This window comes from Nocardiopsis halophila DSM 44494 (genome assembly GCF_000341245.1).
GTDB classification, from domain to species: domain Bacteria; phylum Actinomycetota; class Actinomycetes; order Streptosporangiales; family Streptosporangiaceae; genus Nocardiopsis_A; species Nocardiopsis_A halophila.
In genome coordinates this window covers 1-26,280 of record NZ_ANAD01000037.1, presented here as the reverse complement: position 1 = coordinate 26,280, position 26,280 = coordinate 1, and the positions used below count along the sequence as shown (strand labels likewise).

24 protein-coding genes are annotated in these 26,280 nt (G+C 73.5%); 11 read left to right on the top strand and 13 right to left on the bottom strand.

What is annotated here, in order from left to right; all coding sequences use genetic code 11:
- Positions 1-1,307: cytochrome c oxidase subunit I (locus D450_RS29415; RefSeq protein WP_017537498.1), on the bottom strand; the 1,307-nt coding region annotated here is incomplete at its 3' end.
- 181 nt (positions 1,308-1,488) lie between these two features.
- On the opposite strand from D450_RS29415, the gene D450_RS0104575 reads away from it, so the two are divergent.
- The gene (locus D450_RS0104575) at positions 1,489-1,911 is read left to right on the top strand and encodes a CBS domain-containing protein (protein ID WP_017537497.1); all 423 of its coding nucleotides are present in this window, start codon (positions 1,489-1,491) and stop codon (positions 1,909-1,911) included.
- A 91-nt stretch (positions 1,912-2,002) separates the two neighbouring features.
- On the opposite strand, the gene D450_RS0104570 is transcribed toward D450_RS0104575, so the two are convergent.
- The 3 genes from D450_RS0104570 to D450_RS0104560 form a co-directional block, all read right to left on the bottom strand.
- Positions 2,003-2,419 (bottom strand): ChaB family protein, encoded by a 417-nt coding sequence (locus D450_RS0104570; protein WP_017537496.1) that lies wholly within the window; start codon positions 2,417-2,419, stop codon positions 2,003-2,005.
- Positions 2,420-2,458: 39 nt separating this feature from the next.
- Positions 2,459-2,866, bottom strand: a complete 408-nt coding sequence (locus D450_RS0104565; RefSeq protein ID WP_017537495.1) for a hypothetical protein — start codon at positions 2,864-2,866, stop codon at positions 2,459-2,461.
- 380 nt (positions 2,867-3,246) lie between these two features.
- A complete protein-coding gene (locus D450_RS0104560) occupies positions 3,247-4,824 on the bottom strand; it encodes a PucR family transcriptional regulator (RefSeq protein WP_017537494.1) in 1,578 nt (525 codons plus the stop codon).
- Positions 4,825-5,047: 223 nt separating this feature from the next.
- Between D450_RS0104560 and D450_RS0104555 the strand changes: the two genes are divergently transcribed.
- From D450_RS0104555 to D450_RS33200, 6 genes are all read left to right on the top strand, one after another.
- Complete coding sequence (locus tag D450_RS0104555; protein WP_017537493.1) at positions 5,048-5,935, top strand: FAD binding domain-containing protein; 888 nt, start codon at positions 5,048-5,050, stop codon at positions 5,933-5,935.
- Entirely contained in the window at positions 5,926-6,444 is a 519-nt protein-coding gene (locus D450_RS0104550; protein WP_017537492.1) for a (2Fe-2S)-binding protein, read from the top strand. Before D450_RS0104555 ends, D450_RS0104550 begins: the two co-directional genes overlap by 10 nt.
- Positions 6,441-7,799, top strand: coding sequence for an 8-oxoguanine deaminase (locus tag D450_RS0104545; protein WP_017537491.1), 1,359 nt, complete (start codon positions 6,441-6,443; stop codon positions 7,797-7,799). Before D450_RS0104550 ends, D450_RS0104545 begins: the two co-directional genes overlap by 4 nt.
- Positions 7,799-10,180 (top strand): xanthine dehydrogenase subunit D, encoded by a 2,382-nt coding sequence (gene pucD / locus D450_RS0104540; protein ID WP_017537490.1) that lies wholly within the window; start codon positions 7,799-7,801, stop codon positions 10,178-10,180. The genes D450_RS0104545 and pucD overlap by 1 nt, the downstream gene beginning before the upstream one ends.
- Positions 10,181-10,390: 210 nt before the next feature.
- Positions 10,391-11,839 (top strand): NCS2 family permease, encoded by a 1,449-nt coding sequence (locus tag D450_RS0104535; protein ID WP_017537489.1) that lies wholly within the window; start codon positions 10,391-10,393, stop codon positions 11,837-11,839.
- A gap of 374 nt (positions 11,840-12,213) precedes the next feature.
- Entirely contained in the window at positions 12,214-13,080 is an 867-nt protein-coding gene (locus D450_RS33200) for a PD-(D/E)XK nuclease domain-containing protein (protein ID WP_152520795.1), read from the top strand.
- Between the two features lie 210 nt (positions 13,081-13,290).
- Here D450_RS33200 and D450_RS0104515 read toward each other — a convergent pair whose 3' ends face one another.
- Positions 13,291-13,764 carry a nuclear transport factor 2 family protein gene (locus D450_RS0104515; RefSeq protein WP_241483053.1) on the bottom strand — a complete coding sequence of 158 codons (474 nt, stop codon included), beginning with the start codon at positions 13,762-13,764 and terminating at the stop codon, positions 13,291-13,293.
- Between the two features lie 56 nt (positions 13,765-13,820).
- Here D450_RS0104515 and D450_RS0104510 point away from each other — a divergent pair, with 56 nt between their 5' ends.
- Complete coding sequence (locus D450_RS0104510; protein WP_017537484.1) at positions 13,821-14,273, top strand: MarR family winged helix-turn-helix transcriptional regulator; 453 nt, start codon at positions 13,821-13,823, stop codon at positions 14,271-14,273.
- A gap of 66 nt (positions 14,274-14,339) precedes the next feature.
- Here D450_RS0104510 and D450_RS0104505 read toward each other — a convergent pair whose 3' ends face one another.
- Positions 14,340-14,822 (bottom strand): hypothetical protein, encoded by a 483-nt coding sequence (locus tag D450_RS0104505; RefSeq protein ID WP_083932538.1) that lies wholly within the window; start codon positions 14,820-14,822, stop codon positions 14,340-14,342.
- A 49-nt stretch (positions 14,823-14,871) separates the two neighbouring features.
- On the bottom strand, positions 14,872-17,967 hold the full coding sequence (locus tag D450_RS0104500; protein WP_017537482.1) for an alpha-mannosidase: 3,096 nt from the start codon (positions 17,965-17,967) through the stop codon (positions 14,872-14,874).
- A gap of 179 nt (positions 17,968-18,146) precedes the next feature.
- On the opposite strand from D450_RS0104500, the gene D450_RS0104495 reads away from it, so the two are divergent.
- A complete protein-coding gene (locus tag D450_RS0104495; protein ID WP_026128381.1) occupies positions 18,147-19,346 on the top strand; it encodes an AGE family epimerase/isomerase in 1,200 nt (399 codons plus the stop codon).
- Between the two features lie 21 nt (positions 19,347-19,367).
- Here D450_RS0104495 and D450_RS0104490 read toward each other — a convergent pair whose 3' ends face one another.
- From D450_RS0104490 to D450_RS0104475, 4 genes are all read right to left on the bottom strand, one after another.
- The gene (locus D450_RS0104490) at positions 19,368-19,988 is read right to left on the bottom strand and encodes a dioxygenase family protein (protein WP_017537480.1); all 621 of its coding nucleotides are present in this window, start codon (positions 19,986-19,988) and stop codon (positions 19,368-19,370) included.
- A gap of 38 nt (positions 19,989-20,026) precedes the next feature.
- Positions 20,027-20,962 (bottom strand): helix-turn-helix domain-containing protein, encoded by a 936-nt coding sequence (locus tag D450_RS0104485; RefSeq protein ID WP_017537479.1) that lies wholly within the window; start codon positions 20,960-20,962, stop codon positions 20,027-20,029.
- On the bottom strand, positions 20,959-21,879 hold the full coding sequence (locus D450_RS0104480; protein ID WP_026128380.1) for an ornithine cyclodeaminase family protein: 921 nt from the start codon (positions 21,877-21,879) through the stop codon (positions 20,959-20,961). Before D450_RS0104480 ends, D450_RS0104485 begins: the two co-directional genes overlap by 4 nt.
- Positions 21,880-21,941: 62 nt before the next feature.
- Positions 21,942-22,592: an NAD(P)-dependent oxidoreductase gene (locus D450_RS0104475; protein ID WP_026128379.1), complete on the bottom strand. Its 651-nt coding sequence runs from the start codon at positions 22,590-22,592 to the stop codon at positions 21,942-21,944.
- A gap of 140 nt (positions 22,593-22,732) precedes the next feature.
- Here D450_RS0104475 and D450_RS0104470 point away from each other — a divergent pair, with 140 nt between their 5' ends.
- Complete coding sequence (locus tag D450_RS0104470; RefSeq protein WP_017537476.1) at positions 22,733-23,137, top strand: winged helix-turn-helix transcriptional regulator; 405 nt, start codon at positions 22,733-22,735, stop codon at positions 23,135-23,137.
- A gap of 93 nt (positions 23,138-23,230) precedes the next feature.
- On the opposite strand, the gene D450_RS0104465 is transcribed toward D450_RS0104470, so the two are convergent.
- Together D450_RS0104465 and D450_RS0104460 are read right to left on the bottom strand one after the other, a co-directional pair.
- Complete coding sequence (locus D450_RS0104465; protein WP_017537475.1) at positions 23,231-24,133, bottom strand: hypothetical protein; 903 nt, start codon at positions 24,131-24,133, stop codon at positions 23,231-23,233.
- A gap of 64 nt (positions 24,134-24,197) precedes the next feature.
- Complete coding sequence (locus tag D450_RS0104460) at positions 24,198-25,187, bottom strand: ABC transporter substrate-binding protein (protein WP_193789649.1); 990 nt, start codon at positions 25,185-25,187, stop codon at positions 24,198-24,200.
- A 107-nt stretch (positions 25,188-25,294) separates the two neighbouring features.
- On the opposite strand from D450_RS0104460, the gene D450_RS0104455 reads away from it, so the two are divergent.
- On the top strand, positions 25,295-26,059 hold the full coding sequence (locus tag D450_RS0104455) for an SDR family NAD(P)-dependent oxidoreductase (protein ID WP_017537473.1): 765 nt from the start codon (positions 25,295-25,297) through the stop codon (positions 26,057-26,059).
- Positions 26,060-26,280: the final 221 nt, after the last annotated feature.

Sequence of the window (26,280 nt, the reverse complement as noted above, 5' to 3'; positions counted from 1 at the left end):
AGGAACAGCAGCCAGAAGTGGAGCTTGGCCAGCCTCTCGTCGAGCATGATCCCGGTGAACTTGGGCCACCAGAAGTAGAACCCGGCGAACATCGCGAAGACCACGGTGCCGAAGACGACGTAGTGGAAGTGGGCCACCACGAAGTAGGTGTCGGTGACGTGGAAGTCGATGGGCGGGGAGGCCAGCAGCACCCCGGTCAGGCCGCCGAACAGGAACGTGGCCAGGAACCCCAGGGAGAACAGCATCGGGGAGGCCATCACCAGCTGCCCGCGCCACATCGTGCCGATCCAGTTGAAGAACTTGATCCCGGTGGGCACGGCGATCAGGAACGACAGGGCGGAGAAGAAGGGCAGCAGCACCGCGCCCGTGGGGAACATGTGGTGCGCCCACACCACCATCGAGAGCCCGGCGATGGCCATGGTCGCCCCGATCATGCCCTTGTAGCCGAACAGCGGTTTGCGGCTGAAGACCGGGATGATCTCGGTGATGATGCCGAAGAACGGCAGCGCGATGATGTAGACCTCCGGGTGCCCGAAGAACCAGAACAGGTGCTGCCACAGGATGGCGCCGCCGTGCTCGGGGGCGTAGACCCGGGTGCCGATCATGCGGTCGGCGCCCAGCGCCGCCAGCGCTGCGGTCAGCACGGGGAAGGCCATCAGGATGAGCACGCTGGTGAACAGGGTGTTCCAGGTGAACAGCGGCATCCGGAAGGCGGTCATGCCGGGGGCGCGCATCACCACGATGGTGGTGATGAAGTTGACCGCGCCCAGGATGGTGCCCAGCCCCGACACCAGCAGCCCGATCACCCACAGGTCCCCGCCCAGGCCCGGGGAGCGGACCTCGTCCGAGAGCGGGGTGTAGGCGAACCAGCCGAAGTCGGCCGCGCCGCCGTGCGTGCCGAAGCCGGCGAGCAGGATCAGCCCGCCGAACAGGAACAGCCAGTAGCTGAACATGTTGAGCCGGGGGAAGGCGACGTCGGGGGCGCCGATCTGCAGCGGCATGACCAGGTTGGCGAACCCGGCGAACAGGGGGGTGGCGAACAGCAGCATCATCACCGTGCCGTGCATGGTGAACAGCTGGTTGTACTCCTCGCTGGTGACCACCTGCATGCCGGGCCACATCAGCTCGGCCCGGACCACCATCGCCATCAGGCCTGCCACCAGGAAGAACCCGAAGGACGTGGCCACGTACAGCTGCCCGATGACCTTGTGGTCGGTGCTGCTGACCCAGCGGGCCAGCCGCCGCCCCGCGTGCGACTCCCTCCCCTGCGCGGCCCCCGGCTCCCCGGCCTCCTGCGTCTCGGTCACGTCCCGCCTCCTCGGTTCCGGATCCGCGCGGCGGCGGATGCCGCCGCCCGCGCCCACTACCCCCGCGCCGCCGGCGCCGAACACGGCGGCGGACGTACGGGGGCGGGCCGCGTTTCACACGGCCGCTGTCTGGTAGCGGCCCGGAGACCGCATCGCAGAGGAGTTGTGAGGGGAGGCCACCATGGCCGAGACCGTTCGCGAGGTCATGACGACCCCGCCCTATACCGCCTCGCCCGGCACCACGCTGCGCGAGGTGGCCCGGATCATGCGCGACAAGGACATCGGCGACGTCCTCATCACCGAGGACGGCCGGCTGCGCGGGCTGGTCACCGACCGCGACGTCGCGGTGCGCTGCGTGGCCGAGGGGGCGGACTGTGCACAGGAGACCGTGGAGCGGGCCTTCACCGGGCAGACCGTGACGGTCGGCCCGCAGACGCGGGTGGGCGAGGCGGTGCGGCTGATGCGCGAGCACAGCGTCCGCCGGCTCCCCGTGGTCGAGGAGGGGCGCCCCCTGGGCGTGGTGTCCCTGGGCGACCTGGCCGTGGAGCGCGACCCGCGGTCGGCCCTGGCCGACATCAGCGCGGCCGAGGGCAACAACGTCTGAGGCCGGTCCGAGGCGAACCGGGCCGAACCGAGGCGAGGGGCCGCCCCGTGCGGGGCGGCCCCTCGCGTGCCGTTTCGCGTGCCGCTCCGGCCTACCGCCCCCTCGCCCGGCCGGTCCGTGTCCGGCTCGCCTTCTCCAGCGCGGCGACCAGTTCGTCCTTGTCCATCTTCGAGCGGCCCTCGACGCCCAGTTCCCGGGCGCGCTCGTACAGGCGCCGTTTGGACGCGGCGGCGTCGACACCGCCGGCGGTGCCCTCGCTCCCCTCCTTGCGGCGGGCCCGCGGGTCCGAGGCGCGCTCGTCCGAGGGCCCCTTGCGGCCGCCCTTCTTGCGCTCCCAGTGGTCGCCCACCTTCTCGAAGGTGTGCTTGAGCGCGGCGTAGGCGACGCGGTGCGCCCGTTCCCCCTCCCCGTACTGCTCCACCGCCGAGTCGTGCGCCTCGATCCAGGTGTCCTGGGCCTTGCGCGGCGAACGGCGCAGGGTGTCCGGCAGTTCCCGTCGTCCCGGCATGTCCCCCTCCTTCCGGTGGCCGCCGTCGGCCCCGGCGGTTCAGCCGATCCGGGCCATCAGGCGAGTGCAGGCGTCCTCGCACAGCATGCAGGTGTCGGCGCACAGGGCGCAGTGCTCGTGCCGGTCGGCGTGGCGCCGGCACTCCTCGGCGCAGGCACGGCAGTACTCGGCGCACACCGACAGCAGGCCGCGCTGCAGCAGCGGGTCGACCGCGGTGCGCCGGGAGAGCACGTGCAGCGCCGCCTCGCACACGTCGGCGCAGTCCTGGTTGATCCGCACGCACGGAATCAGGTCGGCGGCGTCGCGCTCGCCCAGGCAGGCGTCGGCGCAGGCCGTGCAGGCCTGGGCGCAGGCGGCGAGCCGCTCGATGGCGCTGGAGACCAGCTCGGCGTCGCCGCCGACGCCGCGCGGGTGGGTGCGCAGGAACTCCTGGGTCTGGGTGGGCATCGCCCCTCCTCCGGTCGGGCTCGTCCTCGAGGGGTCCACTGCCGTGTCCCCGGGCGCCCGGTCCCGCCGCGGCGGCGGGACCGGGCACCGAGCGCCCTCCGCTGCATTCCCCCCGACCGCCTCGGCGGCACCGGGGCACCCCCCAGAACCCTGGCGCCGTCCTTCGAGGCGGTCCCGCCCGGGCGGAGGTCCGGGCGCCGGCGCGGGGCGTCGGGTCGTCGCCCTCGCGCCTTGTCCCGGGCCCTAACCCGACGGGGGGCGGGGCATGCACACGCGAAGGAGGAATCTCCGCGACCGCCCCTCGCGGCCCCTACCCGACCTCGGCGGGCCCGGTGCCGGGGAGCGCGTCGAGGGCGTCGTGCAGGCTTCGGCCGTCCGCCTCACCCCCGCAGACCCGCCTCACCCCGCAGGCGCAGGGCCAGGAACAGGTCCACGCGGTGCTCCAGGCGGCTCAGGTCGCGGCCGGTCAGCTCCTCCACCCGGCCGATGCGGTAGCGCAGCGTGTTGACGTGCACGTGCATCGCCGAGGCGCAGCGCTGCCAGGACCCCGAGTGCTCCAGGAACCGCTCCAGCGTCTCCACCAGCTCCGAACGGTGGTCCCGGTCGTAGGCCAGCAGCGGCCCCAGCAGCCGCTCCCGGTAGGAGGCCCGCACCTCCTCGGGCACCGAGGCCAGCAGCAGCTCGTGGGAGTCGATCTCGGCGCCGGCGATCACCTGGGCGCGCCCCGGGCGCAGCCCGGCGAGCCGGCGGGCGTGCCGCGCCTCGGCCGCCGCCCCGCGCAGGTCGCCCAGCTCGCGCGGGGTGGAGCCGATGCCCACCGCCAGGCGGTAGTCCACCAGCCCCGGCTCCAGGGCGCGCGCCCCGCGCTCCAGCTCCCCGCGCAGCTCCTCGACGGCCTGGGCCCCCGCCTGCCCCGGGTCGGGGACCGGCACCACCGCCAGCACGTCGGCGTCCCCGGTGACCACCGCCCCGGGCCGCTCGGCCAGCAGCTCGCCCGCCACCCGGCGGGCCAGGTCCGCCAGGCGCGGCTCGGGCGCCAGCGCCGCGCTGACCACCACGTGGCCCCCGCCCCGCTCCCGGCCGCCCGCGGCCCGCAGCAGCGCCTCGACCTCCTCCTGGCGCTGCTCCTCCAGCAGCCGGGGCAGCGCCTCGGCGTGCCGGGCGTCGTTGAGCGCCCGCTCCTCCTCCCTGCTGCGGGCCAGCACCGCGATCGAGGCCAGCTCGGCGACGGCCTCGTGGACCTCCTCCTCCCAGTCCTCGTGGCGGCCCTCGCACACCAGCAGCCACCCGGCCAGCGGGTGGGAGTCGCGGGTCTGCACCGGCATCACCGTCAGCGCCCGCTCCGGCAGCTCGGTGCTGCGCGGGAACGAGGGCCAGGACAGGGCGCGGGCCGCCAGCTCGGCGCGGGCCCGCCCGTCCAGCTCCGGGCCGGCGCCGGCCACCGAGCGGCCGGTGCTGGAGACCACCCAGGCGCGCAGCCGGGCCTGCTCGGCGGCGGCCGCGAAGACCGCCGGGAAGTCGGCCCCGGCGGCGACCTCGGCCATCATCCGGCGGTGCCGGTCCCGGTTCTCGGCGATGGTGGTGAAGCGGTGCCGGTTGATCAGCCGCAGCACCTCCTCGGTCACCGCGCCGAAGGAGGTCTCGGCCGGCACCTCCAGCAGCGGCACGCCGTGCCGCTCACAGGCCTCAACCAGGTCGCGCGGGATCTCGCCCAGCGCGGTCCCGGCGCCCACCGCGGCCCCGCCCGCCTCGACCACCGAGGCCACGAAGACCTCCGAGTCCTGGGGGCCGTTGCGCCACATCATGCCGGTCAGCACCAGCTCGCCGCCGGTCAGGTAGCGGGCGGGGCGCAGCAGGTCGGTGGTGTAGGCCCAGCGGATGGCACGGTGGGCCTGGTCGGCCCCGCTGATGAAGCGCAGCCTCAGCCGGGGGATGGAGAGCAGTTCGCCGAGCCGCATGGGGTCCCTTCGTCTCGTCGCGGCGCCGCCGCGTGGCGGCCACGTTAACCCACCATGACGTGTTGTAGGAAACAACGAAGCACCGCCCGCGACCAGCGCTCCGGTTCATGGGTTCACCGGGTGGCCGCACCCTGTTCGCCGGTGTTCTACTTCACATACACACCCGGCGTAGACCACACGGCAGACGGCCCGACCGTCCGCCCGCGCGACGACGAGGACGAGTATGGACTTCCTGCGCCCTTCCACGCTGGAGGAAGCGCTGGCCGCCAAGAGCGAGCACCCCGACGCGGTGCCGATCACGGGCGGCACCGACGTGATGGTCGAGTTGAACTTCGACAAGCACCGCCCGCCGGCGCTGATCGACCTGACCGGCGTCCCGGAGCTGGCCCGGTGGGCCCCCGACGGCGACGGGGTGCGGCTGGGGGCGGGCGTCCCCTACACCCGGATCATCGCCGAGCTGGGCGAGCGCGCCCCGGCCCTGGCCCAGGCCTCCCGGTCGGTGGCCTCCCCGCAGATCCGCAACCGGGGCACCGTCGGCGGCAACCTGGGCGGCGCCTCCCCCGCCGGGGAGTCGCACCCGGTGCTGCTGGCCACCGACGCCCGGATCGAACTGGCCTCGGTGCGCGGCACCCGCACCGTCCCGGCCCGCGAGTTCTACCTGGGGCTGCGCCGCACCGCCCGCCAGGACGACGAGCTGATCACCGCGGTGCTGCTGCCCCGCCCGGCCGGGCCGCAGCACTTCTGCAAGATCGGCACCCGCAACGCCATGGTGATCGCGGTGGCCAACTTCAGCCTGGCCCTGGACACCGAGAAGCGCACCGTGGGCACCGGGCTGGGCTCGGTGGCCCCCACCCCGGTCCGCGCCCCCGAGGCCGAGGAGTTCCTGGCCGCCGAGTTCGACTGGGAGGGCGGCTCGGTACTGGACGAGGCCGTGGTGCGCCGCTTCGGCGAACTGGTCTCCTCGGTCGCCCGCCCCATCGACGACCAGCGCGGCTCGGCCGACTACCGCCGGCACGCCGTGGGCGTGATGGCGCGCCGCGCCCTGTCCTGGTCGGTCACCGACCACCGCAAGAGCCTGCAGGACCCGAGGGGAGACGCCCGATGCGCGTGACGTTCACCGTCAACGGAGAAGAGGCCACCGCCGAGGACGTGTGGGCCGGCGAGAGCCTGCTGTACGTGCTGCGCGAGCGCATGGGCCTGCCCGGCAGCAAGAACGCCTGTGAGCAGGGCGAGTGCGGCTCGTGCACGGTCTACCTGGACGGGGTGACCGCCTGCTCGTGCATGGTCGCCGCCGGGCAGGCCCACGGGCGCGACGTGCGCACCGTGGAGGGCCTGGCCGACCAGGGCGGCGAGGGCGATGAGAAGCGCCTGGGCACCGTCCAGGAGGCGTTCGTGGAGATGGGCGCCGTGCAGTGCGGATTCTGCACCCCCGGCCTGCTGGTGCAGACCGACGACCTGATCGCGCGCACCGTGGGCGCGGGCCGGGACGTCCCCGAGGACGCCGAGATCCGCGAGGCCCTGGCCGGCAACCTGTGCCGGTGCACCGGCTACGAGAAGATCATCGACGCGGTGCGGGTGGCCGCCGAGCGCGAGGCCGCCAAGGCGGGCGGTGCCGCATGAGCGCCGAGACCGTCGTCATCGACGGCGCCTACATCGCCACGGTCGGCGGCGCCGAGTACGCCGCCGGACACATCGTGGCCGAGGGCGGGCGCATCACGCGCGTGGGGTCGGGCGCGGCCCCGGACGTGCCCGGGGCGCGCCGCATCGACGGCCGCGGGTGCGTGGCCACCCCCGGCCTGGTCAACACGCACAACCACCTCTACCAGTGGGCCACCCAGGGGCTGTTCGCCGACGGCACGCTGTTCGAGTGGCTGGTGGGCTCCTACGAGATGTGGCACCGGCTGGACGCCGAGACCGTCGCCGGCACCACCACCGCCGGGACGGCCTGGCTGGCCCTGTCGGGCTGCACCACCGCCTCGGACCACCACTACATCTACCCCGCCGGGCGCGGCGACATCGCCGCCGCCGAGGTGGAGGCGGCCCGCCGGGTCGGCATCCGCCTGGACCTGGCCCGCGGGTCGATGGACCGCGGGCACGCGCAGGGCGGGCTGCCGCCGGACTCGGTGGTGGAGACTCTGGACGGGGCCCTGGAGGGCACCGCCGCGGCGATCGACGCCCACCACGATGCCTCCTTCGGCTCCCTGACCCGGGTGGCGGTGGCGCCCTGCTCGCCGTTCTCGGTCAGCAGTGAGCTGATGCGCGGCGCCGCCGAGCTGGCGCGCGCCAAGGGGGTGCGGCTGCACACCCACCTCGCCGAGACCCTCGACGAGGAGGACAAGTGCGCCGCCGAGTTCGGCTGCACCCCGGTGGAGTACGCCGAGAAGCTGGGCTGGCTGGGCGAGGACGTGTGGTTCGCGCACGCGGTCCACCTGTCCGACGCCGCCATCGCGCGCATCGCCGAGACCGGCACCGGCATCGCCCACTGCCCCACCTCCAACGCCCGGCTGGGCGCGGGCATCTGCCGCACCACCGAGCTGCTGGCCGCCGGGGTCCCCGTCGGCCTCGGCGTGGACGGGCCCGCCTCCAGCGAGCTGACGCTGCTGGCCGGCGAGATGCACCAGGCGCTGCTGATGGCCCGCGCCCGCAAGGGCCCCCAGGCGCTCACCGCGCGCCAGGCCCTGCACATGGCCACCCTGGGCGGCGCCCGGGTGCTCGGCCGCCAGGACGAGCTGGGCTCCCTGGAGCAGGGCAAGCTCGCCGACATCGCACTCTGGCGCATCGACGGCTTCGGCCACGACGTGATCGACGACCCGGTGGTGGCCCTGGCGTTCGGCCCGGTCCCGCCCCTGGAGCGGCTGCTGGTCGGCGGCCGCACCGTGGTCGAGCGCGGCGAGCTGCGCACCGTCTCCCACGGCGAGGCCGCCGAGGCCGGCCGCGCCGCCCACCGACGACTGACCCAGGAGGTGAGCCGGTGATGTCCGGCACCGCGACCCGGGCCCCGGGCGACCTGTCCAGCACCACCCGGGACGGGGTGGGCGCCAGCCCCCGCCGCCCCGACGGAACGCTCAAGGTCACCGGCGAGTTCGCCTACTCCTCCGACATGTGGATGGAGGACATGCTCTGGGGGATGACCCTGCGCAGCCCCCACCCGCACGCCCGCATCCTCGGCATCGACACCACCGAGGCGCTCAAGCTCCCCGGCGTGCACGCCGTCCTCACCCACGAGGACGTGCCCGGGGAGAAGCGCTACGGGCTGGAGTACCAGGACCAGCCGGTCCTGGCCTTCGACAAGGTGCGCTACAAGGGCGAGGCGGTGGCGATCGTGGCCGCCGACCACCCCGAGACCGCGCGCCGCGCCCTGGAGCGCGTCAAGGTCGACTACGAGGTGCTCGACCCGGTCTCGGACTCGCGGCGGGCCGCCTTCGACCCCGACTGCCCGCTGGTGCACGAGGAGGGCTCCCTGCCCGTGCACGCCGAGTACAACCAGCACGGCAACGTCGTGCGCCACCAGCCCATCCGCACCGGGGCCTTCACCGAGGGCGGCGGCGTGGAGGGGCTGCGCGCGCAGGCCGCCGCGGTGGTCTCCACCGAGTACGAGGTGGGCATGCAGGACCAGGCCTTCCTGGGTCCGGAGTCGGGCATGGCGGTGCCCGCCGAGGACGGGGGCGTGGACCTGTACATCGCCACCCAGTGGCTGCACGTCGACCAGCGCCAGATCGCGCCGGCCCTGGGCCTGCCCGAGGACCGGGTGCGGCTGACCCTGGCCGGGGTGGGCGGGGCGTTCGGCGCCCGCGAGGACCTGTCCATGCAGATCCACGCGTGCATGCTGGCGCTGCACACCGGACGCCCGGTCAAGATCGTCTACAACCGCGAGGAGTCCTTCTACGGCCACGTGCACCGGCACCCGGCCAAGATGCGCTTCGAGCACGGCGCCGCCGAGGACGGCACGCTGCTCTACGCCACCCTGGAGATCGTCGTCGACGGCGGCGCCTACGCCTCGGCGACCCCCGCGGTGGTGGGCGTGGCCTCCTCGCTGGGCATCGGCCCCTACGAGGTGCCCAACGTCAAGGTGGACGCCTACGGCGTGTACACCACCAACCCCCCGTGCGGGGCGATGCGCGGGTTCGGCGCGGTGCAGGCCTGCTTCGGCTACGAGTCGCAGATGGACAAGCTCGCCGCCGAGCTGGGCATGCACCCGGTGGACCTGCGGATCAAGAACGCCATGAAGCAGGGATCGCGGATCATCACCGGGCAGCTCATGGACACTCCGCTGCCCATGGCCGACATGCTGCAGCGCGCCAAGGACATGCCGCTGCCGCCGACCCGCGAGCAGCTCCCCGACCCGTCCGACCTGCGCACCCTGCCCGGCGGGGTCGCCAACACCACCCACGGCGAGGGCGTGGTGCGCGGCGTGGGCTACGGGGTGGGCCTGAAGAACCTCTGCTTCTCCGAGGGGTTCGACGACTACTCCACCGCCCGGGNGGGGGGGGAGCCGGCGGCGATGGTGCACACCGCCGCCGCCGAGGTCGGCCAGGGGCTGGTCACCGTCAAGGGCCAGATCGCCCGCACCGAGCTGGGCGTGGAGCGGGTGACCATCCACCCCTCCGACACCCAGGTCGGCTCGGCCGGGTCCTCCTCGGCCTCGCGCCAGTCCTACATGACCGGCGGGGCGGTCAAGACCGCCTGCGAGGCGGTGCGCTCCCGGGTGTTCGAGCTGGCCCGCGAGCGCGGCCTGGTGCCGCCGGGCCACCCCGACTCCGGGCTGTCGCTGCAGGGCGGCAAGCTGGTCTCGGACACCGACGGGCCGCTCGCGCCGCTGGCCGATGTGCTGGAGGGCGCCGCGGTGGAGGAGACCCGCGAGTTCCACCACCGGCCCACCCGGATGCTCGACCCGACGCTGGGCCAGGGCGACTCCCACACCCAGTTCGGCATGTGCGTGCACCGCGCCGTGGTCGACGTGGACGTGGAGCTGGGCCTGGTCAAGGTGGTGGCGCTGGACGCGGTGCAGGACGTGGGCAAGGTCATGCACCCCCAGCAGCTGGCCGGGCAGATCCAGGGCGGCTCCACCCAGGGGCTGGGCCTGGCCCTGATGGAGGAGATCCAGGTCCAGGACTCCCAGATCCGCAACCCCTCCTTCACCGACTACCTGATCCCCACCATCCTGGACACCCCGCCGATGCGGATCGACGTGCTGGAGCACGCCGACCCCAACGCGCCCTACGGGCTGCGCGGCGCGGGCGAGCCGCCGACGCTCTCGTCGACCCCGGCGATCGTCGCCGCGGTCCGGGACGCCACCGGGCGCGCGCTGACGCACGCCCCGGTGCGCCCCGAGGACATCGTGGGCATCGAGCTGTAGCCCGGCGCGGTTCCGCCACGATCCTGCCCGTCCCGGTCCGCCGGCGCCCTCGGTGCCGGGACGGGCAGCCTCCGGTCCCAGGAGGCCCCCGGTCCTCCGTGGACGCGCCTCGTCCGGGCGCACCCACGGAAGATCACACAGTGTAATCAACCCCCCGCACACGGTACCGGGCCGGGCAGGCCCGGACCCGACTTCCCTCCAGGAGGGGACATGACCCGACTCGACGCGAAGGGGCCGGCGCCCGAACCGGCGGCGGCCTCCGGGACCGATCGATCCTGGCTCGACCGGTTCTTCTTCGTGACCGAACGCGGCTCCACCTACGGGCGGGAGATCCGCGGAGGCCTGACCACCTTCATGGCCATGGCCTACATCATCGTCCTGAACCCCATCGTGCTCGGCGGGGCCCAGGACATCAACGGATACGCCCCCACCTTCGAGCAGCTGACCACGATGACCGCCCTGTCGGCGGGCATCGTCACCATCCTGATGGGCGTGGTGGGCCGGGCGCCCATCGCGCTGGCCGCCGCCCTGGGCGTCATGGCGGTGGTGGCCTACCAGGCGGTCCCCCAGATGACCTGGCCGCAGGCGATGGGCCTGGTGGTCTGGCAGGGGATCGCGATCATCCTGATGGTGGTCACCGGGGTGCGCACCGCGGTGATGAACGCGCTGCCGCACAACCTCAAGCTCGCCATCGGCGTGGGCATCGGCATGTTCGTGGCGCTGATCGGGCTGGCCAACGCCGGCTTCGTCAGCGCCGGCGACGGGAGCCTGCTGCAGCTGGGCGCCACCGGGCACCTGGCGGGCTGGCCGGTGGTGGTGTTCGTCATCGGGCTGCTGGTCTCGGCGATCCTGCTGGCCCGCAACGTGCCCGGGGCGATCTTCTACGGGATCGTCACCGCCACGGTCATCGCCGTCGCCGTGACCTACGTCTTCCAGCTGGGCGACGACACCTGGGGCGGCTCGGCGCCGCGGCTGCCCGAGACCCTGTTCATCGCCCCCGACTTCAGCCTGTTCTTCCAGGTCGACCTGTTCGGGGCCTGGACCCAGGCCGGGCCGGCCAGCGCGGCGGTCATCCTGTTCACCCTCATCCTGGCGGGGTTCTTCGACGCGCTGGGCACCGTGCTGGCGGTGGGCAACAAGGCGGGGCTGACCGACGAGATGGGCCAGATGCCCCGGACCAACCAGATCCTGGGCACCGACGGCGCCGGCGCCGTGGTCGGCGGCGTGACCAGCTCCTCGGCCACCCTGGTGTTCGTGGAGTCCACCGCGGGCGTCAGCGAGGGCGCCCGGACCGGGCTGGCCAGCCTGGTCACCGGCGGGCTGTTCCTGCTGGCGATCCTGTTCTCCCCGGTGTTCGGGATGGTGCCCGGACAGGCGGCCTCGTGCGCACTGGTCCTGGTGGGGGCCATGATGATGACGGGCGTGGGGGCCATCGAGTGGAGCGACATCTCGGTCGCGGTCCCGGCGTTCCTGACCATCGCCCTGATGCCGTTCACCTACGACATCGCCACCGGCATCGGCGCGGGCATCGTGGCCTACACCGTGATCAAGACCGCCATGGGCAGGTACCGCGAGGTGGGCTGGCTGATGTGGATCCTGACCGCGGTGTTCGCCGCCGACTTCGGCATGGCGGGCATCGAGCACCTGCTGGGCCTGTAGCCCCCGCCAGAGACGCCCTACGAGAGCCCACGACCTCCCGCATGCCGGGCGGATCGGTGAGTAGGGCGTCTACGGGATCCCGTGACTCGGACCCCTTCCCCGGCTCGGGAAGGGGCCTGTCGTCGTCTTGGGGGGTCCTGGTCGAGGAGGCGGCGCCGCTGGTCGTCGCAGATGCGGTAGAGGGGCGGCAGATCGGCAAGCTTGGCGAGGCAGCGCTCAAGCTGGCTTGCGACATCGCTGAGATGTCGGGGCGCATTGTCCAGCTTTTGGGTGAGGGGCACGCGACAGCGGCCAGCATGAACGAGGACGACGCCTAGCGGATCTCCTCTCGGTGGGCGCATACTCCACGCTAGGATAGATCAGGGGGTGTGAGAGTGGCACCAAAGAAGCGGGAACAGCTGTCGAAGCTGATCGACCAGGCTAACGATCTCGAATCCCTGGCGAAACGCATTCAGGACCCGAATGAAGAGCGACCGGAAGAGCTGGCCCGTGAGCTGGAGCAGCAATACGGGTCGTGGTACGCAAAATGCCATACACTACTTCCGGATGACTTGCTGTCTGGATTCAAATCAGCGTACGAGGGAGCTTGGTACAATGGTCGAATTAAAGCATTCATAGGAAATCCACTTAAGCCGAACCCTCTCTACAAAGAACCGCAAGACAATGAATCACTTCCCATCGACCCAATGCTTAACCCCTTTAATTCAAGATTTCGTGAGCCATTACTGGAGCAGAGGCAAGCTCTACTAAATGCATACGAACGCATGGGCATCGGTAGTGACATAGCCGAGGTGCTCGATCAGCTGCAGGCGATGATGGAGCGGCTGCCCTTTGCTCTGGCAGCTCTAGCTGAGCAGACTCAGGGACGCGACGGGATCAGCATTCGTGATGAGTATGACCTGCAACGAGTCCTCCATGCGCTGCTGGTGCTTCACTTCGATGATGTCCGCCCGGAGGACTACAGTCCCAGCCGAGCAGGAGCGAATACGCGAATCGATTTCATTATCAAAGACGTTCGAATTGCCGTCGAAGCCAAGATGACTCGTAACGGACTCGGCCGCAAAGAACTTGGCAACGAGCTCGCCGAAGACATCCTCCGATACAAAGCTCATCCAGATGCCAGCGCCCTCTTCGCCATCATCTACGACCCTTCCAGGAAGGTTTTGAATCCTCGTGGTTTTGAGCGGGATATCAACGAAGAGGATGATCACTTCCCGGTGAGAGCCGTGATCGCTCAGTAGAGCGGGTGCCCTCCTGCGCTAGTCGACGAAGACACCCGCTGAGTCTCTACTTCTTCCACCCTGGTCGCTGACGCATGGGGACATCATGCGTGAGCGACTGGGCGCGGATAGTGGTGTCAGCAACTCCAAAGCGCCTGCCGAGATTGGCTCATGCGGCGCCCGTGCCCGGAGCACCCCTCCGGGCACGGGCGCCGCCGCCTTTCCCAGCTCCTATGCTCCTCCTCCGGTCCCGTGGTCGAGGCGCCAGAGCCCCTCCCCCTCCAGCCGGGACAGGCGCCAGCCCTCGGGGGTGCGGACCGCCTCCATCCGGTACTCCTCGCCTACGGTGAATTCGGGGGCCTCCCCCTCCCGGCAGAACACCGCGAGCTGCTGGGCGCCGAGCACGGCGCGGTCGCCTTCGACCTCCACCAGCGGGTTGGTCGTCAGGTGGTGCGTGCGCGCGAACGGGCCGTGGCTGCGCGCGGCCAGCCCGGCGACGCGGTCCGCGCCCTGCACCTCGCCGGAGCCGACGACGACCACGGCGTCCTCGGTGAAGACGCTCCGCACGTCGTCGAAGCTCTTGTCGTCCAGCCACCGGCCGTGCCGGGAGAGCAGGTCGGTGATCTCGGCGCGGTCCGCGAGGCGGGCCACGGTGTCCTCCGCGGCGTTCCCGCCGCTCTTTTCATTGGTCACACCAACGTTCATGGCGGCGACCGTACACGAATTCGTTGGTGCTGCCAATAGTCGGCTAGGATTCCCGCATGACCGCCCGACCCGCCGCACAGCCCCCCGAACGGCTGCGCCGCCTGCCCAGCCGCCTGCTCACCCGCACGGCCGCCCAGGTCCAGCGCCTGGTGGCCGAAGGGCTCGGGGAGTACCGCACCCACCACTACGCGCTGATGGCCGCCGCGGCCGAGCTCGGTCCGGCCAGCCAGGCCGCGCTGGGGCAGGCCTGCGGGATGGACCGCAGCGACGTCGTGGCGGCCCTGGACGACCTGACCGCGCGAGGGCTGGTGCGCCGCGCCCCCGACCCCGCCGACCGGCGCCGCAACACGGTCGTCCTCACCGGCAACGGCGAACGGGCCCTGCACGAGCTGGACGCGCGTGTGCAGGAGGTCCAACAGCGGGCGTTCTCGCCGCTCACCCCGGACGAGCGGGCCGTGCTGGCCGACCTCCTGGCCCGGGTGAACCGGCACCACGCCGAAGCGGAATGACGCCCTCTCGGGTCCCGTTCCGGAGCGCGCACCCCGGCCCACCAGGGGCCGGGACGCGCGGGGGCCTCACTCCTCGGCGGTGCACCAGTACTGCAGGGTGGCCTCACCGCTGTGGACGTACGACAGGCCGGTGAACCCGTGGCCGCCGCTGAACGCGATGTCCTGCACGGCCGGGGTGCCGATCTGGTACAGGTCGCGCGCGATGCGGTCCCCGGTGGCATCGGTGACGTCTACGGAGATCATGCGGCCTTCGGGCGCCTCGCCAATGTACCTCAGCGCGATGCTCAACTCCTCGAACTCGGCGGTGTCCTCGGCACCGGCCATATCGTCGGTGCGTTCGGCCTCCAGGGTGGTGTCCTCCTGCCCGGCGCCGGTGTCGCCGGCCCGGTAGTTCGCTTCGCACACCACCCGTGAGGGCAGGTCGGCGCCGTCCCCTTGGGCTCCCTGGTTCCCCGAGGCGCCTTGCGCCCCTTGTGCGGCGCCGCACCCCGCGGCGGCCGCCGCCAGGGCCCCGGCTCCTGCGAGGACGGCCGCCCCATGACCCTTCATCTCGATCTCCTCCCGACGCACGTGCGGTCACTGCGGTGGGATGGGGGCGTTACAGGCTACGCGGTACGCGCAGGGTGGCGATCTCGAAGGGGCGCAGCGACAGGTGCCACCCGTCGCCGTCGGGCACCGGCCCGGCGGCGCCCTCCAGGGGGCGTTCGAGCAGGTCGACCCGGGCGGGCCTGCCCGCGTCGAAGCCGAACCCCACCCGGGTGGACGCCCGCGCCCCGCGGGCCTCGTACAGGCGCACCACCACGTCGCCGGAGCGGTCGTCTGCGAGCTTGACCGCCTCCACCACCACCCCGTCCTCCTCCACACGCACCAGCGGCGCGACCGACCCGCCCCGCTCGGCGGTGCGCTCGGGCAGGTTGATGCGGTACCCCTCACGGACCGCGTCGGCCACGGCCGCGCCGGGCAGCAGCGCGTAGCCGAACCGGTGGGGCCCGTGGTCGGTGCGCGGGTCGGGGAAGCGCGGCGCCCGTAGCAGCGACAGCCGCACCGCCGTCGTGGTGCCGCCGTCGCCGCGCACGTCCCGCGTCACGTCGTGGCCGTAGGTGGAGTCGTTGACCAGCGCGTGCCCGTAGTCGGGGTCGGCCACCCGGATCCACCGGTGCGCGCAGGTCTCGAACCGGGCCGCGTCCCAGGAGGTGTTGGTGTGCGTGGGACGGCGCACGTGCCCGAACTGGATCTCCGAGGCGGCCTCGTCGGCGCGCACGTCCAGGGGGAAGGCCGCCTTGAGGAACTTCTCGGTCTCGCGCCAGTCCACCTCCGTGTCCATGTCCACCCGCGCCGCCCCCGGGCGCAGCACCGTGCGCTGGACGGCCGTGGACGAGCCGAAGCTCCGCCGGGCGGTCACCGCCCACGCCCCGCCCTCCAGCGGCTCGGCGGACACGTCATCGGCGCCGTCCAGGTCGGTGACGGTGTTGCGGTAGAAGGAGTCCACGTCCCAGGCGTCCCACATGTTCGGGAGGTCGGGGTGGATCTGCAGCAGGTTGCCGCGCCCGCCCGGTGCCAGGGCCTCGCGCCCCCGCCCGCCGTCCGCCCGCAGGTCGACGACCGAGCGCAGCAGCCCGTCCGGGCCGATGACGGCCCGCACCGACCCGTTGTCGAGCACGTGCGCGTCCCCGTCGAGGGTGTGCCGCACGGCCCCGCCGGTGTCCCCGGCGCGGGTGGCCGGGCCCGCGCCCAGGGCGGGGACGCCGTCGCGCTCGTGCGGGCAGGCGTTGAAGACCGCGGGGGCGCCGGGGCCCTCGGGGCCGGGGACGGCGTCGAGCAGGGCCGCCTGGGCACCGCCGATGACCTCCTCCAGCTCGTGGGCGATCCCCTCGTAGGCCTCGGCCGCCTCCCGGTGCACCCAGGCGATGGAGGTGCCCGGCAGGATGTCGTGGAACTGGTGCAGCAGCACCGTGCGCCAGACCCGCTCCAAGCGCTCGTAGGGGTAGCCGGCCCCCGTGCGCACCGCCGCGGTCGCCGCCCACAGCTCGGCCTCGCGCAGCAGGTGCTCGCTGCGCCGGTTCCCCTGCTTGGTGCGGGCCTGGCTGGTGTAGGTGGCCCGGTGCAGCTCCAGGTAGAGCTCGCCCAGCCACACCGGCGGNAGGTAGAGCCCCCCCAGCCACACCGGCGGGTCGGGGTACTCCGCGCGCGCGGCGGCGAAGAAGGCGTCGGGCCGCTCCACGCGCACCCGGGGCGAGCCCTCGAGGCCGGCCAGCCGGTCGGCGCGGCCCAGCATCTCCCGGGTGGGCCCGCCGCCGCCGTCACCCCACCCGAAGGGCACCAGCGACCGGGTCGCCGCCCCTTTGTCGCGGAAGTTGCGCACCGCGTGCGCGAGCTCCGCGCCCGACAGCTCGGAGTTGTAGGTGTCCACCGGCGGGAAGTGGGTGAACACGCGGGTACCGTCGATGCCCTCCCATAGGAAGGTGTGGTGCGGGAAGGGGTTGGTGCGGTTCCAGGAGATCTTCTGGGTCAGGAACCACTCGGCCCCGGCCAGGCGCACGATCTGCGGCAGCGCCGCCGAGTACCCGAAGGAGTCGGGCAGCCACACCTCCTTGGTGTCCACCCCGAACTCCTCGGAGAAGAAGCGCTTGCCGAAGACGAACTGGCGGGCCATGGCCTCCCCTCCGGGCATGTTGGTGTCGGCCTCCACCCACATGCCGCCCACCGGGACGAACCGCCCCTCGGCCGCCTTCTCCTCGACCCGGGCGTACACCTCGGGCCGGTGCTCCTTGATCCACGCCAGCTGCTGGGCCTGCGACATGGCGAAGACCAGGCCGGGGTGGTCGTCCATCAGCGCCGTGACGTTGGCGGCGGTGCGCGCCACCTTGCGCACCGTCTCGCGCAGCGGCCACAGCCACGCCGAGTCGATGTGGGCGTGGCCCACCGCCGAGATCCGATGCGCGCCCGCCTCGGCCGGGGAGGCCAGCACCGGGGCGAGCACGCGGCGGGCCCCCTCCGCGGTGCCGGGCACGTCCTGCAGGTCGAGGGCGTCCAGGGCACGCTCCAGGGCCCGCAGCACCTCCCACCGGCGCGGCGCGCCCGCGGGCAGCTCGCGCATCATCTGGTCGAGCACCTCGATGTCGTGCACCAGGTGCCACACCCCCGGGTCGAAGACGGCCAGGTCCACCGAGCGCACCCGGTACAGCGGCCGGTCGGGGGCGGTGCGCCGGTCGCCCAGCTCCGTGGGCCGGAACGGGGGCGCCCCCAGCACCACGGGGTTGGCGGCGGCCTCCACGAAGTACTCCACCGGCTGCCCCGCCTGAGCCGAGGAGGCGACGCGCAGCCACCGGTTGCGCGGGCTCAGCCCTTTGACCACCGCCCCGTCGGCGGTGTAGGCCAGCCCCTCGCACTGGAAGCCGGGCATGTGCCCGTCGAAGCCCAGGTCGACCACGGCCTCCACGGTGCGCCCCGCCCAGGCCTCGGGGACGCGCCCGCGGATGCGGAACCAGGTGGTGCCCCAGGGCGGCCCCCACGGCTCCCCGGGACCGGCCGGCCGGTAGGGCGCGGCCAGGCCCTCGGCGACGGGGACGGGCTCGCCGGGGGCGTCCCACCGGGCGGTCTCCATGGGCGCGGTCTCGGGGTACACGGCGGGGCGGATGCGCTCCTCGAGGACGCGCGAGACCCGGTCCTCCACCAGTTTCCGGTCGTCGTGCATGCTGCCTCTCTCTCGGGCCCGGGGCCGGTCGGGGGCACCGCGTGTGCGCCGGCCACCAACGTCATGCCCGACAGCGGCGGACTCCAGCCGCACATACCGGGTCGCCGCCGGTGGCGGCATGGGAGGATTCGGACCGGTGCCGGGTGATCCGCCCGGTGCCGAGCGCGGCTGAACGGAGGATGATGGAACCCCCCACCGAATGGCTCCAGGCCGAGGAAGAGCGCACGGTCGCCTTCGCCCGCGCGGCCGCGCTGCCCGAGGGCGGCTTCGGCTGGCTGGACGAGGAGGGCCGCCCCGTCCCCGACGGCGTGGCCCACACCTGGATCACCTGCCGGATGACGCACGTGTTCTCCCTGGCGCACCTGCGCGGCGACCCCGAGGCGGCGGCCCTGGCCGACCACGGCCTGGAGGCGCTGCGCGGGCGGCTGCGCGACGCCGAGCACGGCGGCTGGTACTCCTCCAGCGCCCCCGGCGACGGCGCCAAGGCCGGCTATGAGCACGCGTTCGTGGTGCTGGCCGCCTCCAGCGCCGCGCAGGCCCGCCGTCCCGGCGGCGCGGAACTGCTGGACGAGGCGCTGGAGACGGTCGAGCGGCGCTTCTTCCACGCCGTCGAAGGACTGTGCGTGGAGGGCTGGGACCGCACCTGGCGCAGATGCGAGGCCTACCGCGGCGCCAATAGCAACATGCACATGGTGGAGGCGTTCCTGGCCGCCGCGGACGCCACCGGCCGGGAGATCTGGCGCCAGCGCGCGCTGGGCATCGCCGACCGGCTCATCCGCGACAAGACCGCGGCCAACGGCTGGCGCCTGCCCGAGCACTTCACCCCGCAGTGGGAGACGCTGCTGGACTACAACGCCGACGCCCCGGCCGACCCCTTCCGCCCCTACGGCACGACCGTGGGGCACTGGCTGGAGTGGGCGCGCCTGCTGGTGAACCTGGAGTCCGCCCTGGGGGCGGGCGGGCCGCCGTGGCTGGTGGACGCCGCGCGGCGGCTGTTCGCCCTGTCCTGCGAGCACGGGTGGGCGGCCGACGGGGCCGACGGGTTCGTGTACACCCTGGACTGGCAGGACCGGCCGGTGGTCCGCGAGCGCATGCACTGGGTGGCGGCCGAGGCGACGGCGGCGGCCGCGGTGCTGCACCGGCGCACCGGCGACGAGGGGTACGCGCAGTGGTACACGCGCTGGTGGGACTACATCCGCGAGCACCACGTCGACCCCGGCAAGGGCGGCTGGCACCACGAGGTGGCCCCGGACGGCTCCCCCTCGTCGACGGTGTGGCGGGGCAAGCCCGACGCCTACCACGCCTACCAGGCGGTCCTCATCCCCCGCCTGCCCCTGTCCGGCTCGGTGGCCGGGGCGGTGGCGGCGGAGGAGGCCTGAGATCCCGGTCAGGCGGTGCGGTCAGGCCGTGTGGTCCAGGACGAAGTCGAAGGCGGCGGCCCGGCCCGCCCCGTCCCGGCGCACCTCCATCAGCAGGCGCGGGTCGAAGATCCGGTCGGAGCCGTTGCGCGGCTCGCCCGGGAAGTACAGCTGCGTGGTGAGCACCCGCCGGGACGGCGCCTGCACCTTGACGTGCAGGTGGCGGGTGCGGCCCGGGTACAGCCCGGGGACGATGGTGGTCAGGGCGAACGCCCCGTCGGTGCCGGTGAACTGGTGGCCCCGGTAGCGGTAGCCGACGTTGTCGTAGGCGCCGTGGTGGTCGGCCTGCCAGAAGTCGAGCAGGGCCCCGGCGACCGGGCGGCAGTCGCGGGTGAAGACGTACCCGGCCACCGCCAGCGGCGTGCCCGGGTCGCCGGGGACCACCAGGTCGCCGGTGCGCGGGGAGCCCGGCGTGAAATAGGGGCCCTCCATCTGCGGCGGGGTGGGGTCGTCGCCGTCGTCGCAGGCCGGGGTGGGCTCCAGCGACCGGCCGTCGGCCCGGTCCCGGGCCAGGGCGGGGGCGGCGCCCGCGGCGCCCAGCAGGGCGCCGGTGGCCAGGGCCGCCTTGAGCAGCGTCTTGCGGGTGGGGGTCTCGTCGGCCACGGTGGGCTCCTCGCGTTCGGGTGCGGGGAACACGGACGCTACGCCGTGTCACCGCCCGTGCGCGATGGACGTTCCCCGGGCGCCGTTGTGCTCGGCGCGGGGCCCACCTCGGCACGGGCGTGCGCGCGGAACTCCCCCGGGGTGGCCCCGGTCTCGCGGCGGAAGAAGCGGCAGAAGTAGGCGGGGTCGGCGAACCCGCTGGCCCGGGCGACGGCGGCGACGGTCAGCCGGGTGCAGGCCAGCAGGCGCTCGGCCTCCAGCAGGCGGGCCTGGCGCAGGAGCGCGCCGGGGGTGCGGCCGGTGGCGCGCTTGACGGCCTCGCCCAGGTGGCCGGGGCTGACACCGAGGCCGTCGGCGATCCGCTCGACCCCGGCCCCGGGCTCCAGGGCCTCCGGCCCCTCCAGCACCTGCAGGAACCGGGCGGCCAGGCCGGCGGCGGCCCCGGGGGCCGGGGCGGGGAGGTCGGCGGTCGTCCGCCAGGCCCGCACCAGCAGGACGTGCAAGAGCGCGCGGACGACGCCGGCCATTCCGGGGCGCCGCTCGCCGAACTCGCGGGCGATCTCGGTGACCACGCCCGCGGCCTCGGCGTGCTCGCGCGGGCCCAGCGCGGTCCAGGGGCGCCGGGCGGCCAGGCGGCGCAGCAGCTCCCGGTCGCCGGGGCGGTCGGCCAGGAAGGCGTCCTCCAGCAGCAGCACGTACCCGTCCAGGCCGCGGGCCTGCCAGTGGTGGACTTGACCGGCGGCCAGCACGCCCAGGTTGGGCGGGGTGATGGGCAGCGGCCGGGTGTCGACCACGTGCCGTCCGCTGCCGGCGGTGACCAGCAGGATCTCGTGGAAGGCGTGGCGGTGGGGGTAGTCGGCGCGGGAGAGCGGGCCGATGGAGTCGAAGGTCCCGGCGGCGAAGGGGAGCCGGTGCGGTGCGGGGACCTCCAGCCGGTGCAGCTCCAGCGCCCCGCGGGCGGGCGGGGGGCTCACAGGAAGCGGTCGGCGAGCAGCCGCGCCACCGCCCAGTCCTGGACCGCGACGCCCACGCTCTTGAACACCGTGCGCCCGCACCGCTCCGCGGGCGGGCCACGCCTCAGCGCGTGCCCCAGCTCCACCAGGTCCGCACGTGTGATCGCTCCCGTCTCCAGGGCGTGCAGCACCTCGCCGGCCTCCTCCATGACGGCGCCGAGGTCGTCGACCACCACGGCCGAGGAGGCCAGCACGTCGTCGTCGAGCTCGCGCATGGCGGGGCGGAAGGAGCCGACGGCGTTGACGTGCACCCGCCCGGGCAGGTCCGCGGCGCGCAGCACCGGTTCGACGGCGGTGGTGGCGCAGGCGACGATGTCGGCCCCGGCGGCCGCGGAGGCGGGGTCGGGCGCGGTGCGCATCCGCACCCCGGGCATCTCGGCGGCCAAGGCGGCGACCAGTGCCTCGGCCCGCTCCCGGGTGCGCGAGGCGACGGTGAGCTCGGCCAGGGGGCGCACCGTGTGCACGGCCCTGACCTGGTCGGCGGCCTGGCCGCCGGCCCCGATCAGCGCCATGCGGCGGGCCCCGGGCGGGGCGAGCAGGTCGGTGGCCGCGCCGCTGGCGGCGCCGGTGCGCAGGGTGGTCAGCGCCCCGGCGTCGGCGGCCAGGGTGTGGGCCCGACGCGGGTCGCTCCACACGACGGTGCCGGTGATGGCGGGGGCGCGGTCGAAGTCCAGGCCCAGCGTCTTGACGATGGCCGTCCCGGTGGGCCGGTGGTGCACCGGCATGGCCAGGTGGGCCCCGCCGCCCAGGACGGTGCGCACGGGGATCTCGAAGACGTCCGCCGCCAGGTCGGTGAAGGCCCGGCGGACGGCGTCGACGGCCTCGGCCATCGGCACCGCCCGGCGCACCTGTTCGTCCGTGACCACCACCGTGCCCATGCGGGGCATGCTGCCGCGCGCCGCGCCCGGCCGCAAGAGCCCCGCAGGCCCGGACGGCCGGCTCAGTAGCCGACGGTGAAGCGCTCGCCGATGCGGGCCGGGCGCTCGACCTCGTCGATCAGGGCGACGGCGTAGTCCTCGGCGCTGATGCGGCTCTCCCCCGCCTCGTCGGTGACCAGGGTGTCGCCGGCGGTGCGGTAGGAGCCCGTGCGCTCGCCGGGGGCGATGCTCGCGGCCGGGCTCAGGCTGGTCCAGCGCACGTCCTGCACGCCGCGCAGGAACTCCAGCGCCTCGCCGTGGGCGTGCATGATCTGCAGCAGCCACTCGGGCAGGCCCGGGGCGTCCCAGACGAGGGAGCCGTCGGCGGTGGCCAGGCTCCCGGCGCCGCCGACCATGATCAGCCGCGGGGCCCGGTCGCCGAGCGAGCGCAGGGCCTCGACCAGGGTGCGGGCCGCGGGCCCGATGAGGTCCCTGTGCCCGGGGCCGTCGCCGCCGCCGACGGCGCTGACCAGCACGTCCTTGCCCTTGGCGGCCTCGGCGACCGAGGCGGCGTCCCGGACGTCGCCGACGGCCGTGCTCAGCCCGGCGTCGCGGCGCTCGACCTTGGCGGGGTCGCGCACGACGGCGGTGACGGTGTGCCCGCGCCGCAGCGCCTCGTCGACGATGCGCGATCCGATGGTCCCGTTGGCTCCGATGACGGCGATGTCGGCCATGTCCGTGTCCCCTTCGATCCGGTGTTCCGATGCGGTGTGCATCCACCGCCAACACTAACCATTGGTTAGCACTTACAAAAGCACAGTACATGCGATATGGATCACGGCGCCGCTCGGGCGGCGGGCGGTATCGTGCACGGGTGAGCTTCGAGGATCTGGCCTATGACGTGTTCCAGAAGCGCTGCCCGTCCCGGTCGGCGCTGGAGCACGTCACCGGCAAGTGGGCGGTGCTGGTCCTGGGCGCGCTCGCCCAGGGGCCGGCGCGCTTCGGCGCGCTGCGCCGGCGTGTGGACGGCGTCAGCGAGAAGATGCTCTCCCAGACCCTGCAGACCCTGGAGCGCGACGGCTTCGTCCACCGCGAGGTGCACCGCCCCATCCCCCCGCACGTGGAGTACTCCCTGACCCCCCTGGGCCGGGACACCGCCGTGCACCTGATGGCCCTGGTCGGCTTCCTGGAGGAGCGCATGGACGAGGTCGTACAGGCCCGCGCCGACCACGACCGCCGCGACGGGAAGGCGGCCGCCGGAATGCCGGAAGCGCAGTAAGGCGCCCGCGCCGACAGGGCCCCGACATGAGCGGGGCCGTGCCGGCGGCGGGCGCCTCAGTGGGAGCGGCGGGAGAGTGGTCCCCCTGCGGTATCAGCCTTCCAGCAGCTCGGCGACGGAGGTCGCGGTCACGGCGCGGTCGAGCCAGGAGTCGAGCTGATCCGGGTCCGTGCACGCGCTGATGCGCTCCCGCTCGGCCTCGGAGACGGCCAGTCCCAGCGCCGCCAGGACCCGGAGCAGTGATTCCGCCTTGCCTTTCGCGATGCCCTGCTCGAGGCCCTGCTCAAGGCCCTGCCTGACGAATCGATCCGTGTAGGCACTGTGGTACCGCAGGGTGCTCGTGGACATGATCTCCTCCACCTCGTTACGGGCTTCCTCGTCGAGCAGTGTCAGGGTGTACTCAGTGTATTCGGCCGCGACCTCGGGATCGATGCCTTCGAACCCTTCGAGCAGGGCTTTCAGTACTCCCGGGGCGGAGGAGTGACAGGCCGCCGCCAGGACGGCCATCTCCGGGGAGCGGGCCACCCGGGCGGGGTCGGTGATCATCGGCAGCGTGGACGGGCCGATGACGAGGGGCTTGAACCAGTGCTCGGGGCCGACCCGGAAACGCTTGCCGTACTGGTCGGCGACCCGCTGCTCCGGACAGACGGCGAGGACGGCGGCGTCGCAGTCGCTCCTGTCGCCGGCGACCGCAGCGTACTCGGCCCACCTGCGGAACTTGCCCTTGACGAATTCGTTCTGGACCTCGACGACGATGACCATCTCGGTGCGGCCGTGGTGTTCCAGCTCGGTGATCATCACGTTGTTGAGCAGCGCCACGACCGAGTCCGCACGGCGTTCCACCGCGACGGCCTCGCCGAGATCGGCGCTGTGCAGGACCGCCTGGTCGTACTCGGGCAGCTGTACGCCCAGGCATTCCGTGAGGAGTTGGGGGGCGAAGTCCGGGCAGTCGATGAACAGTTGGACCCGGGTTCGGTGTTCGGGGGAGACAGGCATGGAGGGACACTACTGCGCGAGGGCGGGCGAACACCCTGAGTTCGCGAAAATCCCCGCTCGTCCGTCACAGCGCCGGTTCGGCCTCCCCGGTGACCCCGTCGGCCAGGTCCCGGGCCACACGGAGGGCGGCGTAGTGGTTCGAGGCGCCCCAGTGGTCGTAGTCGGCGGCGTAGACCCGCTCGTCGCGGACCGCGCCCAGCTCGGCCCACACCCCCGAGCCGAAGGAGTCGGGGGCGTCCTCGTACCCGCTGCCCGAGAGCACGAACAGCACGTCGGCGTCGGCCCGGTCCAGGTTCTCGTAGCTCTCGGAGACGAAGTCGCGGTCGGCGTCGGGCTCCTGGTGGCCCTCGGGGCGGGCCAGGCCCAGGTCGTCGGCGATCTGGCCGGGGAAGGAGGCCGGGGTCTCGATGCGGATCTCCTGGGGGCTCTGCAGCCGCAGCAGGGACACCTCGACGGAGGCGGGGTCGCCGACCGCGTCCTCGATGCGGGTGCGGGCGTCCCCGACCGCCCGCCGGTACTCCTCCTCGGCCGCCTCCGCCTCCTCCGGGACACCCAGCACCTCGGCGACCTCGGACAGGTGCCCGCGCCAGGACTCGGTTCCGGTCCACTCCAGCAGGACGGTGGGGGCGATCGCCTCCAGCTCCGGCAGGGCCTCGGCCTGGGCGCCGTGGGCGGTGGAGACGCCGATGATCAGGTCGGGTTCGGCCTCGGCCAGGCGCTCCAGGTCCACGTCGCCCTCGGCCGGGGACCCGGAGACCACCGGCGGGGCCTCGGCCCCGTCGGGGAGGAAGGGCGCCAGAGCGCCGTCGTCGGCGGTGGGGTCGCCCAGGGTGCCGACCACATCGGCGCCCACGCGGGTGGCGGCCGAGAGCGTGGGCCGCCAGAGCACGGCGACCCGCTCGGGGTCGGCGGGCACCTCCACGGCCCCGCCGGCCCCTTCGACCGTCCGGGTCTCCCCCGCCGGATCGGGCCCGGCCCCCGAGGAGCACCCGGCCAGGGCGAGGACGGCGGCGACGGTCACGGGGGCGGCACGCAGAACCGGGGGGAGACGCATCCCCCCATGCTATTCGGTTAGCCTAACCTCATTCAATCTCCGGGGCGCGCCACGGAATTCCGGCACTCACCGCGCGGCCTCCCGGGGGCGGTAGGGACAATCACCCCATGAGCACCGACCACCGCACCGTCTTCGTCACCGGCGCCAGCTCCGGCTTCGGCGCCGCCATCGCCCGCAGGTTCACCGAACAGGGCCACCGGGTGGTGGCCGCCGCCCGGCGCGCCGAGCGCCTGGCCGAGCTGGAGAAGGAGCTGGGCCCGCTGCTGCACCCCCTCACCCTGGACGTGTGCGAGCGCGCCGAGGTCGAGCGGGTCGCCGCGTCCCTGCCCGAGGAGTTCGCCCGCGTCGACGTCCTGGTCAACAACGCGGGCCTGGCCCTGGGCCTGGGCCCGGCACAGGAGGCCGACCCCGAGGAGTGGCGGCGCATGGTCGACACCAACTGCGCGGGCCTCATGTACTGCACGCACGCCCTGCTGCCCGGCATGGTCGAGCGCGGCGGCGGCCACGTCGTCAACATCGGCTCGGTCGCCGCCCACCACGCCTACCCGGGCGGCAACGTCTACGGGGCGACCAAGGCGTTCGTCCACCAGTTCAGCCGCAACCTGCGCGCCGACCTGCACGGCACCGGCGTGCGGGTGACCTGCGTCGAGCCCGGCCTCACCGCGGGCACCGAGTTCTCCGAGGTCCGCTTCTCCGGCGACACCGAGCGCGCGAGCGCCCCCTACCGCGACACCGACCCGCTCACCCCCGAGGACGTCGCCGAGGCCGTGGCCTGGGCGGTGTCCCAGCCCGCCCGGGTCAACATCAACACCGTGGAACTGATGCCGACCGTCCAGAGCGCGGGCCCCCTGCGCATCCACCGCTCGGCCTGACCCTGCCCCGCCTGTGAGAATGCGCGTGTGACGGATACCGGACCCCGCGTGCGCCTACTCCTCGGCCTGCTCGCTACCGCCTGGGCGCTCTTCGAACACCACCTGCAGGCCATCGACGACCGCGCCGCCCGGTAGGAGTCCGCCCCCGGCGCGTGGACCACCGTCCACGAGGTGTACTGCGGCGGCGCCCCTCCCTCCGCGCGCGTCCATCACCTGGCCCG